The sequence below is a fragment of the Acidianus sp. HS-5 genome (assembly GCF_021655615.1).
In the GTDB taxonomy this organism is placed as follows: domain Archaea; phylum Thermoproteota; class Thermoprotei_A; order Sulfolobales; family Sulfolobaceae; genus Acidianus.
In genome coordinates, this window is the sequence record NZ_AP025245.1 from 212,209 (window position 1) to 226,987 (window position 14,779).

General features: G+C 33.8%; 15 protein-coding genes. 2 read left to right on the forward strand and 13 right to left on the reverse strand.

What is annotated here, in order from left to right; all coding sequences use genetic code 11:
* Positions 1–125: 125 nt before the first annotated feature.
* From HS5_RS01210 to HS5_RS01260, 11 genes are all read right to left on the reverse strand, one after another.
* Positions 126–2,660, reverse strand: a complete 2,535-nt coding sequence (locus tag HS5_RS01210; protein ID WP_236752266.1) for a thermopsin — start codon at positions 2,658–2,660, stop codon at positions 126–128.
* 188 nt (positions 2,661–2,848) lie between these two features.
* Positions 2,849–5,101 (reverse strand): copper-translocating P-type ATPase, encoded by a 2,253-nt coding sequence (locus tag HS5_RS01215; protein WP_236752267.1) that lies wholly within the window; start codon positions 5,099–5,101, stop codon positions 2,849–2,851.
* Positions 5,094–5,261: a YHS domain-containing protein gene (locus tag HS5_RS01220; RefSeq protein ID WP_236753615.1), complete on the reverse strand. Its 168-nt coding sequence runs from the start codon at positions 5,259–5,261 to the stop codon at positions 5,094–5,096. The genes HS5_RS01215 and HS5_RS01220 overlap by 8 nt, the downstream gene beginning before the upstream one ends.
* Positions 5,262–5,481: 220 nt before the next feature.
* Positions 5,482–5,850 carry a type II toxin-antitoxin system VapC family toxin gene (locus HS5_RS01225; RefSeq protein ID WP_236752268.1) on the reverse strand — a complete coding sequence of 123 codons (369 nt, stop codon included), beginning with the start codon at positions 5,848–5,850 and terminating at the stop codon, positions 5,482–5,484.
* Positions 5,847–6,077, reverse strand: coding sequence for a type II toxin-antitoxin system CcdA family antitoxin (locus tag HS5_RS01230; RefSeq protein ID WP_236752269.1), 231 nt, complete (start codon positions 6,075–6,077; stop codon positions 5,847–5,849). The genes HS5_RS01225 and HS5_RS01230 overlap by 4 nt, the downstream gene beginning before the upstream one ends.
* A 99-nt stretch (positions 6,078–6,176) precedes the next feature.
* Positions 6,177–7,502, reverse strand: a complete 1,326-nt coding sequence (locus tag HS5_RS01235) for an IS200/IS605 family accessory protein TnpB-related protein (protein ID WP_236752270.1) — start codon at positions 7,500–7,502, stop codon at positions 6,177–6,179.
* A 111-nt stretch (positions 7,503–7,613) separates the two neighbouring features.
* The gene (locus HS5_RS01240) at positions 7,614–7,907 is read right to left on the reverse strand and encodes a TOPRIM nucleotidyl transferase/hydrolase domain-containing protein (protein WP_236752271.1); all 294 of its coding nucleotides are present in this window, start codon (positions 7,905–7,907) and stop codon (positions 7,614–7,616) included.
* A 10-nt stretch (positions 7,908–7,917) separates the two neighbouring features.
* Positions 7,918–8,943, reverse strand: coding sequence for an AAA family ATPase (locus HS5_RS01245; RefSeq protein WP_236752272.1), 1,026 nt, complete (start codon positions 8,941–8,943; stop codon positions 7,918–7,920).
* A 211-nt stretch (positions 8,944–9,154) separates the two neighbouring features.
* Positions 9,155–9,400, reverse strand: a complete 246-nt coding sequence (locus HS5_RS01250) for a VapB-type antitoxin (protein ID WP_236752273.1) — start codon at positions 9,398–9,400, stop codon at positions 9,155–9,157.
* 351 nt (positions 9,401–9,751) lie between these two features.
* The gene (locus tag HS5_RS01255; RefSeq protein ID WP_236752274.1) at positions 9,752–10,054 is read right to left on the reverse strand and encodes a hypothetical protein; all 303 of its coding nucleotides are present in this window, start codon (positions 10,052–10,054) and stop codon (positions 9,752–9,754) included.
* On the reverse strand, positions 10,044–10,262 hold the full coding sequence (locus HS5_RS01260; RefSeq protein WP_236752275.1) for a hypothetical protein: 219 nt from the start codon (positions 10,260–10,262) through the stop codon (positions 10,044–10,046). The genes HS5_RS01255 and HS5_RS01260 overlap by 11 nt, the downstream gene beginning before the upstream one ends.
* A gap of 120 nt (positions 10,263–10,382) precedes the next feature.
* On the opposite strand from HS5_RS01260, the gene HS5_RS01265 reads away from it, so the two are divergent.
* Positions 10,383–10,547 carry a hypothetical protein gene (locus HS5_RS01265; protein WP_236752276.1) on the forward strand — a complete coding sequence of 55 codons (165 nt, stop codon included), beginning with the start codon at positions 10,383–10,385 and terminating at the stop codon, positions 10,545–10,547.
* A 226-nt stretch (positions 10,548–10,773) separates the two neighbouring features.
* On the opposite strand, the gene HS5_RS01270 is transcribed toward HS5_RS01265, so the two are convergent.
* Complete coding sequence (locus HS5_RS01270; protein WP_236752277.1) at positions 10,774–12,801, reverse strand: restriction endonuclease; 2,028 nt, start codon at positions 12,799–12,801, stop codon at positions 10,774–10,776.
* Positions 12,802–13,338: 537 nt separating this feature from the next.
* On the opposite strand from HS5_RS01270, the gene HS5_RS01275 reads away from it, so the two are divergent.
* A complete protein-coding gene (locus HS5_RS01275) occupies positions 13,339–14,247 on the forward strand; it encodes a hypothetical protein (RefSeq protein WP_236752278.1) in 909 nt (302 codons plus the stop codon).
* Here the strand turns inward: HS5_RS01275 and HS5_RS01280 are convergent.
* Positions 14,231–14,668, reverse strand: a complete 438-nt coding sequence (locus HS5_RS01280; RefSeq protein ID WP_236752279.1) for a hypothetical protein — start codon at positions 14,666–14,668, stop codon at positions 14,231–14,233. The two genes, HS5_RS01275 and HS5_RS01280, sit on opposite strands and share 17 nt — an antisense overlap.
* Between the last annotated feature and the right edge of the window lie 111 nt (positions 14,669–14,779).

Here is a 14,779-nt window from a genome sequence, read left to right on the forward strand (position 1 = left end):
CCCTTAATGAGTATGGTCAGTTAACTCGTAAATTGAATAACAGAAAACTTGAATTGCAAAATTCCCATAACTTATTGACAGCATAGAAAAGTGTTGAAGAATTTTTGATATGAGATTAAAAATCATTATTTTCTTCTTATTATAAATATTATAACTCCGATTATAACTGCTATAGCTACTATACCGAGAACTACGGTGTAGTTTACGCATATTACCTCAGTTTCTGTAATAGGACTAGTCACTTCAATTTTTTCACCGTTATTGACGTTAAAAGTTCCTACCCATTTAATGGTTTGGAAAATGTCAGTCTTAGCGTAAAGGCATAGGTTAGACCCGTCAGCAAGCCATTCGGTGATTGTACCATTTGTATAGTGTATTGTTACTAGGAATTCTTCAGTATAGTTGGGGTAGTAATTTCCAGCATGAGTTATCATTAATGAACTTTCGTTCGTTATGTACCTTGTAGAGGAGGTTATATATATTACACTGGGTAGAGATATTTTTGCACTAGCGTTGTACCATTCTGTCACTGTCCCATTAGGATAGTGTATCGAAATCAAATATTGTTTAACATACGTTGGAGTAACATTATAAGGTGAGGTTATAATCAATTGTTTCTGATCCAAAATATATCTTGTTAAATTACATACCTGAATTATCCGTGGGAAGTCCGTTTGTTCTCCTCTTATATACCATGAAGTAACTGTCGCATTGGGGTAACTTATTGTTACTAGGAATTCTTCAGTATAGTTGGGGTAGTAATTTCCAGCATGAGTTATCAATATGTATGTTTCGTTCGTTACATACCTAGTGGATGGGTTAATGTATATTACACTGGGTAGAGATATTTTTGCACTAGCGTTGTACCATTCTGTTACTGTCCCATTAGGATAATAAATTGAGATTAGGTATTGTTCAACATAAGACGGTGTAATGTTAATAGGCGATGATATAATTAGCTGCTTTTGCGAAAGTACGTATCTTACACTACTGTTTATTTGTATAATATTGGGGAAGTCCGTTTGTTCTCCTCTTAGGTACCATGCAGTGACGGTTCCGTTAGGATAATGAATTGTTACTAGTATATTCTCATTATATTCGCATATTATTGTTATGTTATTAAAGTACTGGAAACTGGATAGATTATAGCTCGTAAGGATAGTCTCATTCATTCCATTAATACTTAGCATTACTTTGTATAGCGTATAATTAACTGTAGAGTTAGGAGAGAAGTATAATGGCGGTGAGATGTAGTAATAACCGTTTAGATAGAACGACGATTCATTGATTATTCCAAGGTTATTTACAACTCTTTCCATCTTTACGTATGTAAAGCCAGGGAACGAAGGCTTAAAATTGTTGGTTAAAAGCCCGTAATCCCTTTCTCCCACTGTAACCACTGCGTTATTGCCTTGTAACGAAACGTGCAGGTCACCGGTAGCTTCAGCAGTGTCAGATCCGAAAGTGTAAACTGATGGGAAAGGTTTAACTCCAGAATTATTATACATTAACGCAAGTTCAGCGTGAAGTGAAGTATAACATGTTATCTCGCCACCGTATAATCCTCCAAATACTAACTCTGCATCATATACATTTAGACTACCAGTTAACTGGTTAGGGTCTACCAGAATATAAGAATTTGTCAAGTCAGGGATCGAAATAAATACTTTATCATAATATACCACGTTAGGAGGCATTAAAGACCCATTTTGCACAATAACGTAACCGAAAGATACTTCTACTCCTCCTTTAACGTCAGTAGTATTAATTATTAAATACCCTGCAAACGGGAAGTTATACACAGAACAGCAAGTCTCATATCCGTAGAAATCTCTAGGTGAGAGTAAACAAACAGGTTGTACAGACCCTTTTCCACTTACTAGTGTGGAGTTTATAGATGCACAAGGTGCAGATAAGTTCCAGATATTATCAACGAAATAAAATTCTTTCTCATTAGTTATAAATGATACAACATTCTGTAACCATAGCGTTTCATTTCCTCCTGAAGTAACTATTTGTAAGACAACATTAAGTTGTAAAGACGCACCATATGGATTGGAAAAACTGGAGTTATATGCTTCTATAGAAGTTATATTATAAAATCCTAAAACCTCGTGAGTTTTAATAATGTACTCACTTAATTGTCCGCTATTATTATAAATTCCATAAGACGCTATTCCCGTTGGATTATGAGGCGAACTCATCTCGCTCTCTATCACTGGAATAGCGTTCTCTGGCACGATGTATACGTAAACTTCGCTAAAAATACTGACTAGACTACAATAACCATTAATAACTAGAATATAATTACCTGGAGACAGTATAAAGTCATATTTACCAGAAGTTATGTTTTTGACGCATACTGCAGTTGTTTGCTCACAGTGTGACCATGCCTCAAACTGACAAGGCGTAAAGATTATTAAAGTATATGGATTGGAAAAACTGGCACAGACTACTATCATATAGTTAGGTTCTAGTGATACATTATAAATTGTGTAGCATACGTCTGGTGGTGGAGGAGTTTTAGATTCTGCTTTAAATACATGAGGATATTCTGTATATTCTATTAAATTTTTATGTGTACAGCAGTGCATTATTGGCATTTGAATATGCATAGAAAATAGAATAACCAATAGTAAAAATATATATTGAATTTTCATGGTCTAATCTAACTTTGCTTCTCTATATATATTTTTCTATCATCTTGCTTTGTGGGATACCTCAATTTTTATCAAATTAACGTACTTACCTTTAACACAATGTCTGATATTGAATTTAAGAAAAAACTAAAGAGATTAACACCTAAAGAAATTGAAGTACACAACAAAGTATTAGATTAATAAAAAATTTAAACCTTAACTAAAGACCACAAGGACACTGCAACACTATCCATTGACATCGCTAATGCTGCATATTCCGGTGGTAAATATATAGCAGGATAAAGCAAACCGGCAGCTATAGGCACTAAAATCGAGTTATAACCAAAAGCCCAGGCTAAATTCTCCTTTATTTTCCTCACAGTTAACCTGGAGTACTCTAGGAGCGTAAGAAGATCCCCTATTTTAGGAATAATTATGTCTCCAGCATATTTAGCAATATCCGTTCCTGAGGAAATTGCTATACCAACGTTAGCCTCCTTTATTGCTATAGCGTCGTTTATTCCGTCTCCTATAAATGCAACAATCCTTCCTTTCTTAACTTCGTTCTTAACTAGTTCGGCCTTTTCATCTGCTGATAAGCCTTTGATTACATCAACTTCTAATTCTTTCCCTACTTTCTCTGCATTTTCGCTGTTATCTCCAGTTGCAATAATTATCCTCTTACCCATTTTCTTCAATGCATCAATAACCTTAACAGAGTCATCCCTCACTTTATCCTCTAAGTAAAACCACGCAGTAACTTTACCATCAACGCAAACCAGAACATCTCCTTTTCCATCTCCTTCGCAGTTCTGCAGAACGAAGTCTCTTTTACCCACTATTACGTCGTGACCGTCAACTTTACCGTAAACTCCAGAGCCAGGAAATTCAGTAAAGTCCTTAACTTCTAGAGAACTGGGGATGGAAGAAATAGCCTTTGCTATAGGGTGGTTACTCATTTTCTCTATAGCTGAGGCGTAAGATATCGCAGTCTTATCTCCTTCTCCCCTAACGCTTATTTTACCTTCAGTAATTGTCCCTGTCTTATCGAAAATGAAAGTATCAGCTTTTTTCAGTATTTCAAGGCTTTCCCCATTCCTCACTATTATTCCCTTCTTTGCCAACCTGTTAACAGAAGTTAAAACTGCTAAAGGAGTGGCTAACCCAAACGGGCAAGGACAAGCTGAGGCTAAGGTTGCCACTGAAAATAGTAATGCGTCCTCCGTACTGAAGCCTAGTAAGAACTTCCAAACTGTAAAGACTAGCGCTGAAACACCTATTATTACTGGAGTAAATACTGATGAAACCTTATCTACAAGGTTCTGTATAGGCAATCTAGCAGTCTGTGCCTGGTTTACTGCCTCAACTACTTGAGAAATGTAAGTCCTTTCTCCTGTCCTCGTAACGTACACCTTTAGGTAACCTGAGATTAAAGTTGACCCACCGATTACCGCATCTCCCTTCCCCTTCTTTACCGGCATACTTTCTCCGGTAACTATGGACTCGTTAACTTCTCCTTTACCTTCATCAACTATACCGTCTGCAGGTATTACTTCTCCTCCCTTTACTATAATCTTGTCACCTACTTTTAGTTCCTCAGCGTTTATAACTCTCCCGTCCTCCAACCTAGCCTTTAAGTTCCTTAATGAAGTTATTTGTACTGAGATCCTCTCCTTTAAGTAAGCCTCTAGTGTTTTCCCTATCAGAATGAAAGAGACTAGAAGAGAAGCCACGTCGAAGAAAGTCTGTTGATGGACTATAACTGCATATAAGCTGTAAAACCAAGCTATGTTAGTAGAAAGTGAAACGAGAGTGTCCATGTTAGTAGTCCTGTTCTTGAACGCCCTATAAGCCCCTAAATGGTATCGTAGCCCTGCGTAAAATTGAACTGGAATTGAAGTAAAGAGAGCAACAAGGGGTAAGCCGGAATATTGGAAATACAATGTAGGAATAGTGAAAACCCACGCAATAATAAGCCTCTTTAACATTTCGTGAACTTCGCTCTTATTAGCAACTTCGCTCTTAACCTTAGTTACCTTATGTCCTGTCTTTCTGTAAATTTCCTCAGCCAATTCATCGGAAGTTATTGAGTAAGGATTAAACTCCACCAGAATGACGCCGTTAGTTGGATTAACGCTAGCTTTTATTACTCCTTTTATATCCTCAATTTTCTCCTCTAATTTCCTAGCATCCTCAGGGTTAATATCAACTTTAAAGCTGACCTTTTGAGTGACGACATCGTAACCAGCTTTCCTTATTGCGTTAACTATGTCCTTCAGTCTGGCGTTTTCTACCTCAACCTTAGCAATTCCTGAAGCTAAGTTTACGTTTGCGTCTTTAACTCCTTTTACTCCTTTAATTGATTTAGAGACGGTACTACTGCAGGTTGCACAATGCATTCCTACTACTTTTAATTCCTCCTCCTTTCCTATCCTTAGCTTTTCACTCTCCTTGTTACTCATTAGGCATTCCCTTAGGTCCTTCCCTCAGATACTTTTCTGGGTCTTTCTGGAAGGCTTTCATGCAGTGGGGAGAGCAAAAATAGTATACTTTTCCTTTATACATCGTCTTGTATTGAGAGTCCTCATTTACTTCCATTCCACAAACCGGGTCTATCATAATATTTCCTTCTTCTTAATTATTCTTATTTTTTATTCTTAACAAGTAGAAAATGGACATGAGAAAAAATAATGCATAAAAGAAGTGAATAATCCCGTTGCTAATGAAACAAGTGAAAGTAAAAATCGTGTTTTAAGAGCAAAATGTTAGGAGTGAGTTTAGCTTCTCGGTTTTTAGCATCTCAATTATTTAATTCTTTGTATTATTCCTAAATTACTTGTATCTAACTTATTATATCCTCAAGTCTTATTGCACCGTTTTTTATGAGGTCTTGATCTTGGCTCACGAGCTTTACTTTGAGCCTTTTTGCTGAAATTAGATAAGCGGAATCATAGTATGTTAAATTCCTCTTTATAGCCTCATCCAGTATCTCATTATCTAACTTTACATTAATAATGTTCATAAATGATAGAATTTCATTAATTGCTTTAAATAATGTATAAATATCTGCTTTACTCCTATATTTCCATATTATATTACCAAGCTCATAATATGCCAGGTCTATAGTATAGTTGTCCTTTAGCACATCAAGGGCTTTTCTACCTAGCCTTACGGCTTCAAAAATTGAACTAGAGTCGAAAAGGAAACTCATCTTTCTCTCCTCATTTTCCTTATCTCTTCTACAACCTCATCAGGAGGGATTTTCTTCAATTCCTCTGAGGCTAAATCCAATAACTTTCTAGTTTCCTCTTCTTCTCTTTTTCTAACCTCCTCTTCTAATGCTTTCCTAAGTACTTCACTTATGTTAACGCGATATGCCTTAGCTTTTTCCCACAATTCCTTTCTAACTTTAGTTGAGACAGTTACCCAATCGCTCATATCTTATCTCTTACCTTTTATGTAAATAAATCTTATGTAGTAAGAATTTTATACTACGACACGAGAAGACTACTTACACTCTTAAACTCTTTGTAGTGTTTACCCGTGGCGTAACTTATGCTTACTTTTAGCCACTTTTAATTCCGCCACGGGGACACCTCTTAGGGGATCATACACAGTCACCCTTAAATCATTGGTGCCAGTCGAGGGAAACACAACTACCCTCCCATCCACCTTTCTTACCAAGTTAAGCGGGGCAATAGAATCCCTTTCTAGCAGTACTCCTCCACCGTCTAAATACCTAGCAGTTACTTTGACTATTCTAATCACCCTACCCTCGTGAGCAGTGCCCGTCATAAGGTAGGGGTTAAAAACCTTGACGGTCTTCTCCACTAATTGATTCTTCTTCCTTAACCTCTCACCGTTGAAAGGGTTAATTGAAGATGTGTAAGCCTCAGAGACCTCCTCAACCTCTATTGGCTGTGCATTAAGCAACTCCACAAATTTAATGACACTCCATTGGTGAATCCTGTGCCTAAGCTCAGCGTTTTTGTCTTTCTCCATCCTCTCCTTAGCCCTTAAAGAAAACTTACCCACAATGACCTTAGCGTTAATGCTCTTAGCCAACTCAACGACCCTCTTAACGGTCTTCCTCAACACGTCTAGCTTCCTCTCTTTCTCCCTCAACCTCTTCAGCTTCTTTCTCACAAGCTCGTCCTTGGTAGATTTACCTCTAGTAATCTCCTCCCTCCTCAAGGAATAGTCCACTACTACTTTACCTAGTTTAGTCTCGTAACGCCTCAACTCCTTCAGTTTGAAGCCCTCAAATACCGCGACCGTCACGTTATTTTCATTAACGTCGAGGGTAAGATAATTACCCTCCTTCGTAGTAACTTCAACCTCCTTCTCAAAAGTTAACCAAACAAGGGCTTTCTTACCTACTAGCCTAAGTTTGAGCTCTTGTGAGACCCTCCAACCGCTATACAAGAACTTTATCAACTGTTTAGTTACTCTGAGTGGGACCTCTACCCAACCCTTGTGAGTTAAAACACTTACAGACACTTTGTTGAACTTCCAGTTTATCATGTTGGGATAGGTTATTACCACCTTCTTGTACTCCGGCTTATCCTTCCTAGTTAGCTCCTTCTTCTCCCTCTCCCTGAAACTCCTAACAATCCTCCCTGCAACAATGTAAGCCCCTTCAATTACCCTTGAAGGTAATGAAGGGTACTTCTCCCTATAATAGTTGTAGAATCTTTCGTGCAACTTTTTCCTAGTGGTTTGTAAGCCCTCACCTATTATTGTCTTTATCATCTCGTCTACCATTCCCTTCTGTATTCTCTCAACTTCTTTCAACGTGTTATACTCCCACTTGTTAATGGAGTCACTCTCAAGCCTCACTGTTCTTTTTAGAGTCTTTAGCACACTTGGTCACTTGCTTATATTTAAGAGGCACTTGACCGAAAATTTTTAATGCAAAATCCTACAACTTCTATATTTCTACAGTAATTAGAAGTGACTAAAAGCGTTTAAAAGTTACAGAAATATGTTACAGTCTCTGTCCATAATAATATATAAGGTATTATTATCGATAATCCCGCTCCTATATAGCTTAGTAAAAAGTTCAACAAATTTATTTAAGTTCCCAATCCCTTTTACGTTAATTATCCCAACTTTCTTACGTCTTTCAATATTCTCGCAAATGTACCTTTCCACCTTATCATATAAGGATTTTATTACTTCCACTTCAGTTTTTCCTTCACATAGTATTATTTCGTCGAATTTTTGCGTTGGATTCTTAATTTTATAAAAAACTAAACACTTCTCCAAAACTGTTCACTTACAACGCATCAATTGCTCTTAAATCCATCCCGATTTCCTCTAGAAGACTGACGTTATCTTCCGTTAAATTAACAGAATTAACCCTCCCGTTAACTCTCCTTAAATATACTAGCTGAGTCTTCAAGCCTAATTTTTTCGCAATCTTAAGAGAATAATTTATAACATCCGAGCTGTGAGTAGTTATAAAGAACTGAATGCCTTTTTCCTTAGCTATCTTAAACGCAAAATTTAAGACAGTATATATACCTCCCGGGTGTTCGTGAACCTCGGGTTCCTCCATTAAGGCAATCCCTTTACCGTTAAAGTAAAGCAGTATTGAAGATATGAGTATCGCCAATTTAGCGCCGTCTCCTAAAAAGTCTACAGGGATTGACGTGTCTTTAAGAGTTAATGATAACACATAATCGCCTAAGTAACGAGAAAACTCTATCCCTTCTGCATCAACTTCAAACTCTTCTTTTAGTAACCTAACAATTTCCTTGTCCTTCCTTTTATTCATTTTCAATTCTCCTATTATGTCGTATAGTTGAGGTAAGGATAGGTCATCGTCTATGAGAACGGTATTCTTAAATAATTCGGAAAGGTCGTTATTCAAGGACTTGTTAGTTTTTAGTACTATTTGGTTTTCGTCCTTATAACTGACCTCAATTGAATAAGTATAATTATTTTCACTTACATTGAAAACTATTTTTTCATTCCTACTGAAATTATAAAAGAATTGAGAAAAAATATCCATGTTCATAGACGATAAGGTAATTAGATTGTCGCTTTTCGCTATCAATATAATATTCCTTAGATTTTCCCAAGTTTTTCCTTCTAACCGTCTCCGTGTTAAATAATCTATCTTATTAATTTTCCTAATTCTATCATATTGTTCTTCAAGAGAAGAAATGAAATAAATAGCCTCAAGGATGGTGGATTTACCAGAATTATTCCTCCCTACCAATATATTAATTTGTGAAAGGTCTTCAAGTTTGCAATACTTCATTCCTCTAAAATTCTGTATCTCGACCTGGTTAATCATATGAAAGATAATTGTATCGTGATTTAATATATCTTTAGCTTTGAGAGATTTCAATGGAAGCTAAATCCTCCAGCTCTTTTTCGTACTCCTTTAGAATGTACGTAGAGGCACTATTAAATGGCCTATTGCCCTCTCCTTGTTTTCCTAATTTTCTCGTAGTTAAACTAGAATTCTATTATATACTAATTTACCTTTATCAGACTTTTAGGGATTAGTGCACTTGATATCGACTTAACTTTTCCCATATATGGTCACTAAAGCTCTTCTTTATCTCTTGAGGAGAGGCATCCTTACTAATAAGATCATCCTTATTTTGAATTTTTTCTAGCTCTTCAGCAAAAACAGTATAAGGTGTAAGCACTATTAATCCTCCCAAATTAATCACATAAACTTTCTTATTTGCAAACCATTTGCCTAGGTAAACTCTGCCTTTTGAGTCAACTATTTTCTCTTCCATAAGTAGTTGTGGGAACGTCTTCTTATAAAGTTTCTATAACGTTGCTAATGGGAGATACTAATAACTCGTTGGAATATATCTTATTTTTGCATTCATTTGAAATATAACTGTGAGTATAGCACTGTAGGTACAAACGCTTCATTTTATCATTGCATACATAGTTCAAATATCTGCATATTTCCTCCTTATATCTGTACAAGTCCTCAAATCTTTGCTCTAATAATTCCCTCTTCTTCTCATTCACAATCTATTCTACACTCGTCAATTGAATCCATGTCAGGTTCACGCAAGGATTACCAAAATTATCTCTTAAATCCAGATAAACATTAATGTTCATTATCTTAGCTTTAATTACCACTTTTTCCCATTCGCCATAATCTCAGTACCGCCTTCACTTATTATCCTTAACTCCGGTATGACTGCAGTATGAGTGAGCATCTTTTGTGGGTTGCATAATTCGCCCATTTTAGGTTTATCGCTTAAAACTGAGAGCAATGAATTACTTACCACGGAAGTTACTTTATCATTTTCAGTAACTACTATGTTGGGGATTAAATATACCATTAATGTACCATTCTCATCTTTTAAACTAAATTTTGCTATTAAAGGTTTTATGCTCAAAACCTCATACTCAGTAAGTTTTTCACTCATCATACTCTATCTCTAAGATGCTGATATTTCCCTGATCATTTCTGTATATAATAATCCTACCCTCGTGATACTCGATTTTACTCCACCTTTCGCCAAACTTAATTACAATTCCAGCTTCATTATCTAAAACTACAAGATAAACTGGTTGTAAAGATGCATTAGAAACCATATTATCAAGGCTGGCGGCATTAGAAACAGATTGAACATTCATAAATAATCTAATGAGAAGCTAGTTAAAATATTTAGGGAAACTAATGCAAGCACATAAGTGAGAGTCGAAGAAATCGGATAACTATCAAGGACACGTTAAAGTAACGTAAGCGGAATAGGCATGAAACCAAGTAATAGTATTGAGCTAGTAATTGTGGCAAACCCTCAAGCAATTGAGAAGTTAGATAGGGCTGCAAGCTCGTTTAAGAATTCAATAAAGCATTTCAGTAGGCCGATTATAGCGAGATATTATCCAAACTTAGTGGTAAAACAATGTCAACAATGATATGCACTTCAAGCTGATATAATAAGTATAGCGTATTATGACCTGGATATTCTAATGTATTCAAATCCTTATCCAAGGAAATTCTATCATGAGTAAGATAAAGAGAATATTCTAATGCTTTTTAAGGCATTAAAGGGTAAGATCCTTTATACACACTTTTGATAATTTTAGAGAGATCGTTATATTTCAGACCAAAAAGTATACTATTTTATTTGTAGAAATGAATCTATAGTAATTCTAATGGATTTTTTGTTATAGGTTTATATTCATTATCTAATTTTAAACACTTTAGTTTATCCCATATGCCTTTTTTACACTCGTCTTTTTTGATAATCGATCCTTCATAACTTAACATTATATATTCATATTTATTTCCACTATCGGTTTTTATTATTATACCTCTTTTATTATATCCTATAGAAACTATATTATTCATTTTTATGGTATTAATATCGATAATTTTCCTTGAAGATAAAATTTTTCCATCATCAGAAATTTTGGCTAAATAATGCATATTATTACATAATAAATTAACCTTTACGCTTTCTTTATCACTCATTAGATTCTCCTTACATTTACCTTGAATATTAAAGAGTGAATATGTCATTCTTATAGCATATGAATCATTTATTTTCACTTTTTGATAAATTAACTCTCCGTTAGTTTTCCATATAAACGCATAACTAAAATTTGAATCATATGCTATAGCGGAAATTTTATCACCACAGCTCTTTATAGAATACAAATTATAACCATGATTAGCTATAAATATTTTTAAATAGTTCTCATTTATATTTTTATTTACGCTTTTTATAGTTCCCTCTAGGGATATCTCGTATTTAGCAGATCCAGTTATCCCATTTTCCAGTATTATCCATGAATCTCTAAGATCGTATTCTGTTCTCATAGGTTTTGAAAACATATTATTTATAAAATCTTCAAGGGCAATTTTTTGAGCATTAATCAATGATACTCCAATTTTATTACATAACACATTCTTGGAATAAGGATTAACATGGCATTTATAGAGATAATCAGCAGTTAAAAACACGTCGTAATCTCCTTCTACCTTAACTATATTTCCATTTACTTTATTTTGTGCAAGTTTTATTGCATAATCTTTTGTTATCCTGACAGTCTTTTGTATTATTTTACCTGCTTTATTAAGTTTAATTCGTATTTCTATTTTGTCATCCTGATAATTAATAGTATATCCGTCATTATCCCTTGATATCTTAGGAGAATTTTTTAACTCAGTTTCCTTTTTAATTTCCATCAAGGCTAATTTTTCTAACTTTTCATTATCTATAGGTTTAAAAATGATATTCAAATTATTCCTACTAACAGTAACTACAGCCTCAGTTAGTTCAACTTGAAATATAATCTTATAAGTATCTAGATACCATGACTTTTTCTTCAGTTCTTTAGAAATATCGATTATGTGACTATAATGAGGTAACCTTCTTTTTGCTACTTCTACTGCCAAAGTAGTTATTTTAGCGTATTCAACGCCAAGTTTCTCATACTTAACTTCAGAAGCAATTATTGTTTTTTGCATCGGAGTTTCCAAAATTTTGGAAAGATCTTCTCCATTTCCGCCTATTGCGATTTGTGATGAAAGAACTCTCCTTCTTCTATCGTTTTGAAAATTATAACCAATTTTTACTTGGAATACATATAATCTCTTTAATATAGCTTCAGTCCTTTTTATCTTATAATTCCCATATTTTCCAACTAAGTTTTCAGCTTTATTTATTGCGTCATTTATATCCAGATACACGCCTTCATTGACCTTGATTTCCTTAATATTCTCCTTTTCCATTATTTGTGAATCTTCCGAATCCTTAGTAGGTGGACGCATGGGCACTCTTATTTGTTTTTGTTGGATTAAATCGGACAGCCTAATACCATTAATTAGGCTAATATTATATTTGCTTGCTACTTCAATAGCGTCTGCAGTAAAATCAGAAGTCGTTATTATTATTCCCTTATCGCAGTCATATAATGTCATTGAAGAATAAAGATCTCTTACCGTTTTCTCCCCTATTTTAGTTTTAGTATATCTTTTTATTTGAATTGCATATTTATGTATACCATCCAGTTCTTCTTTCAGCGCTAAAATATCTACACCTTTATCTCCGGAACCTCCTATCCATTTTATATTCTTAAATCCCAATTTTGGTAAAAACTCATAGGCTATGAACTTTTCGAACGATATAGGATCAAGATGCGCTAAGTAATCAGTAATACTCATGCAAATTATTATGTTATAGTGAAATATAAAGATTAATATTCTTTTTTTAAGTCTATAATGCGTGTTGATGTGATAATTAAATATTCTCTTAATAGCATGTACACGGAAATGACTATATTTAGAGTATGAGCAAACTTGATTGGTTCTATAAATGTTAACGTCAGTTAATAATTACCTAGTAATTAAGAGTATTTGATAATAACCTAAAATAACACGCATTAGAATGAAGAGGTAAGTGAAAGTTTTTTTAATTAATTTTTTGAGCTGGGGAGTCGGGCAACAATGAAAGGCTTGTGACTTGAAGCATGATGAAATAGGACTATACGAAGCTCGACCTTACATGTTTATTTTCTCCTCTTGTGTTAAAAAGTTTTATTATACAAAGAATGCTCTATAAAAGCTCTTATGCGTTTCATAGTAGCATACTAACGTCATTAAGTGACATTATGTAATATCTTGTATCTTGGTAAGTGGTCGATTACGCGCTAATCTTTTACTAAATATCTTTAAAAATCATTATCTATATAGGTAAGTGCTATGTGTACACTTTATTCACCTGCTATCGCCTCCTTAATAATTTTTATAGCAACCACGGCATTTACTATACTGTATAGAGAAATATTATATTCGATTTTAAATAAAATTTCTGATATAAGTAAACTTATCGATAAACGTTTTGCGTTACAAAATATAGATCTGCAAATAGACAGGCTTGCAAAACTGTTATTTAAATTGGATGAGAAAACTAAAGATTATTCCGCTTGTTTAAACAGATATTTGCTACTTAGTTGCGTAATTGACCTACCTGAGGACATAAAAAATTATGCTTTAGATATGGATATTAAAAGAAAATATACTATATTTCTGAAAACTCTAAAATGCTCTGCTAAGAAATTGCTTAATCCATTTGGAGAAGAATTCAAGTCCAAAGATGTTTTACTACAAAAAATAGACTATTTTATAACTTCTCTAGAGATAGATAAGGCATTTATTGTATATCCCTCTTATACTATGGAAAAATTTAGGAAACTTTTCATTCATTACTTACTGATATTTATTACATTTCTAGTGTTATCGATATATTTAATTATTTTTATTATATCACAAAATATTTCTCATATATTTTATATATTGATATCATATCCTATTCTATACGTTTTTTCCAGTTTGATAATAGCTATGTATAGATCAACAAAAAGCTATAATTCAAAGAAGTTCTCTTATTTATCGTGTATTTTATTCATTATATTTGCAGTACTCTATACACTAATTCTTGTAAAGTTAATTTGTATTTGTGCGGACATGTTCTCTTTGCTATATCTCTCTGTATGGGTTATAATAATCTCTATAAAATCTTTTCTTGAAATAAGTGGATATATTAATGATAATCTTGAAAGATTGAAAAGATTTGAAATTTATAAAGAATACTTTAGTAAATCTTCTTAAGATAAATATATCTTCTAGTGTATTGAGGAAATTTTATATAAACATACGCTAACAAATCCTCAGTAGACATTCTTATTAGCCTATCAATATAATTTAAATCATCACCTTTCATTGTTATTTTAGAATCCTTAAGAGGTTTAATAACGTATTTATAATCAGAATCTATGTTATCCTTTTTACTGGAATTAGGTAATAATTCAATTTCAACTAATTTCTCTTTTTCGAGTTTATTTAAAGCCTTATCTATATCTACAGAGTAAGGACCAAATTTATAAGGCTTAAAATTTGCAGGAATGTCAAGACCTAACTCGTTCTTTATAAGAAACAGAATCTTCTGCAGCTTAACCTTATTAATACTCTTTCTCAGCTCATTGGCACGATTAAGCACAAAGAGAATCCAATTGCATAAACTTTCAGTCATATGCACATCTCTATTGGTTAAGTATTAAATTTTATAACATAACAAGACTCGATATAGATCTAAAATTTCCTAAATATCAGTATGTACATTAAACTAAAGACTTCATTTTTA

Excerpts from the sequence above, each read along its gene's own strand:
- HS5_RS01210 (WP_236752266.1), bottom strand. The coding sequence starts at position 2,660 with ATGAAAATTCAATATATATTTTTACTATTGGTTATTCTATTTTCTATG.
- HS5_RS01215 (WP_236752267.1), bottom strand. The coding sequence starts at position 5,101 with ATGAGTAACAAGGAGAGTGAAAAGCTAAGGATAGGAAAGGAGGAGGAA.
- HS5_RS01225 (WP_236752268.1), bottom strand. The coding sequence starts at position 5,850 with ATGAGTTTCCTTTTCGACTCTAGTTCAATTTTTGAAGCCGTAAGGCTA.
- HS5_RS01230 (WP_236752269.1), bottom strand. The coding sequence starts at position 6,077 with ATGAGCGATTGGGTAACTGTCTCAACTAAAGTTAGAAAGGAATTGTGG.
- HS5_RS01245 (WP_236752272.1), bottom strand. The coding sequence starts at position 8,943 with ATGATTAACCAGGTCGAGATACAGAATTTTAGAGGAATGAAGTATTGC.
- HS5_RS01250 (WP_236752273.1), bottom strand. The coding sequence starts at position 9,400 with ATGGAAGAGAAAATAGTTGACTCAAAAGGCAGAGTTTACCTAGGCAAA.
- HS5_RS01255 (WP_236752274.1), bottom strand. The coding sequence starts at position 10,054 with ATGATGAGTGAAAAACTTACTGAGTATGAGGTTTTGAGCATAAAACCT.
- HS5_RS01260 (WP_236752275.1), bottom strand. The coding sequence starts at position 10,262 with ATGAATGTTCAATCTGTTTCTAATGCCGCCAGCCTTGATAATATGGTT.
- HS5_RS01265 (WP_236752276.1), top strand. The coding sequence starts at position 10,383 with ATGAAACCAAGTAATAGTATTGAGCTAGTAATTGTGGCAAACCCTCAA.
- HS5_RS01270 (WP_236752277.1), bottom strand. The coding sequence starts at position 12,801 with ATGAGTATTACTGATTACTTAGCGCATCTTGATCCTATATCGTTCGAA.
- HS5_RS01275 (WP_236752278.1), top strand. The coding sequence starts at position 13,339 with ATGTGTACACTTTATTCACCTGCTATCGCCTCCTTAATAATTTTTATA.
- HS5_RS01280 (WP_236752279.1), bottom strand. The coding sequence starts at position 14,668 with ATGACTGAAAGTTTATGCAATTGGATTCTCTTTGTGCTTAATCGTGCC.